This is a genomic window from Nitrospirota bacterium, assembly GCA_040756155.1.
Taxonomy (GTDB): domain Bacteria; phylum Nitrospirota; class Thermodesulfovibrionia; order JACRGW01; family JBFLZU01; genus JBFLZU01.
Genome location: JBFLZU010000015.1, coordinates 22,447 through 24,629, shown reverse-complemented (window position 1 = coordinate 24,629; position 2,183 = coordinate 22,447). Strand labels below are relative to the sequence as shown.

The window sequence follows — 2,183 nt, the reverse complement described above, 5'->3', positions numbered from 1 at the left end:
GCAGGCAGACTTATGGTCTTCGCAAAGAAGAGTGGCATCCCTGTATTTATTATAGGTCATGTTACAAAGGATGGCTCTATAGCGGGACCAAGGGTGCTTGAGCACATAGTGGATACAGTCCTCTATTTTGAAGGTGAAAAGGGTCATTCCTTCAGGATACTCAGGGCGGTGAAAAACAGATTTGGTTCAACAAATGAAATAGGGGTATTTGAGATGAAGGATTCTGGGCTTGTCGAAGTAGAAAATCCCTCAGAGATATTTCTCTCGGAGAGACCGATTGGTGCAACAGGTTCTGTGGTTGTATCAAGCATGGAAGGCACAAGACCACTCCTCGTTGAACTTCAGGCACTTGTGAGCCCAATCAATTTCGGTGTTCCGCGGAGAACAGCCATAGGTGTTGACTACAATAGGGTATCGCTTCTCCTTGCTGTACTTGAAAAAAGGATCGGTATGCCTTTTCAAACAAATGATGTCTATGTGAATGTGGTAGGGGGCATAAGACTGGATGAACCAGCGGTTGACTTAGGGATTATAACTGCTGTGGCATCGAGCCTCAAAGAGATACCTGTAGACCCAAAGACTGTGGTATTTGGAGAGGTAGGGCTTACTGGTGAAGTGAGGGCGATAGGTCAGGCAGAGCCACGAATAAAAGAGGCATCAAAACTCGGATTTAAGAGGGCTGTCATCCCTGCAGGAAATGCAAGAAAGTTGGTAGCAGATGTCCCTATAGAGATAACCGGGATAGAGACCGTAGAAGAAGGGCTGGAGGTGCTACTTAAAGTAGTCCATTAATGCCTCAGCAAGTGCGTTTATTGTATATTCCTCTGGCATAACATCTGCTTTGATGCCATACTCAGTGACGGTCTTTGTGGTGACAGGTCCTATTGATGCAACTACGACACCCTCGAGAAGTCCTGTATCACCACCTATCATCTCAACAAAATTCTTCACAGTTGAGGAACTTGTAAATGTAATGGCGGCTATCTTCTTTTCCCTGAGCATCGTCTTTACCTTCTCGATATCACCTGTAGGCTTCACAGTTCTATAGGCTATAACTACATCTACATCAGCGCCCATCTTTGATAGTTCATCAGGGAGGACCTCCCTTGCAACCTCTGCCCGTGGAAGGAGTATCTTTTTACCACTAATAGATTCTCCACCAATACCTTCGATGAACCCTTCTGCTCTGTATTCTGATGGCACAAAATCAGGTCTTAAGCCAAATCCTTCCATCATCTCTGCTGTCTTTGGACCTATGGCACAGAGTTTTAACCCCTTAAGCGATCTTGCGTCCTTTCTTTTCTCCTTTAATCTTTCAATAAAGAACCTTACCCCATTAACACTTGTAAAGATAAGCCAGTCATACTTCTCTATCTCGTCAATTGCTCTATCCAGATCATCCCAGTCTTCAGGTGGTATTATCTCTATTGTGGGAAACTCAATAACCTCTGCCCCATATGACTCAAGTATCTCTGATAATCCACTCGCCTGCTCCCTTGCCCTCGTGACTATTATCCTTTTCCCAAAGAGGGGCTTACTCTCAAACCAGTTGAGTCTTTCTCTCAAACTAACGACATCACCAACTACCGTAATGGCAGGTGGTTTTATGTTTTTCTTTTTTGCGAGTTCAACTATGTTATCGAGGGCTCCGACAACGGTCTCCTGATCGCTCATTGTTCCCCATCTGATTATTGCTACGGGGGTCTTGGGGTTTCGTCCGTATTTAATCAGGTTACCAACTATGAGAGGCAGATTCCCTACACCCATGAGGAAGACTATGGTACCAATGCCTGTTGCTAATTTATCCCATGCGATATTTGAATCCTCTTTTGTTGGATCCTCATGCCCTGTAACAAAGGCAACTGTTGTAGTGAAGTCCCTGTGGGTAAGAGGAATGCCGGCATAAGCAGGGACTGCGATCGCTGATGTTACACCAGGGATGACCTCAAAAGGGATACCTGCATCTGCGAGTTCCTCTGCCTCTTCTCCACCCCTCCCAAAGATGAATGGATCTCCACCCTTAAGTCTTATAACTATCCTGCCTTCTTTTGCCTTTGAAATGATGAGTTCGTTTATCTTATCCTGTGGGAGTGTATGTGCCCCACCCTTCTTACCAACATAAATTATCTCTGCATCCTTTCTTGCGTATGAGATGAGTTTCTCATTCGCAAGGTAATCATAGA

At 44.9% G+C, this 2,183-nt stretch carries 2 protein-coding genes; one reads left to right on the top strand and one right to left on the bottom strand.

What is annotated here, in order from left to right; translation table 11 throughout:
* The coding region (locus AB1488_01310) for a magnesium chelatase domain-containing protein (GenBank protein ID MEW6408736.1) at positions 1-792 on the top strand (792 nt) is incomplete at its 5' end.
* Here AB1488_01310 and cobA read toward each other — a convergent pair.
* The coding region (gene cobA, locus AB1488_01305) for a uroporphyrinogen-III C-methyltransferase (GenBank protein ID MEW6408735.1) at positions 772-2,183 on the bottom strand (1,412 nt) is incomplete at its 5' end. The genes AB1488_01310 and cobA overlap by 21 nt on opposite strands.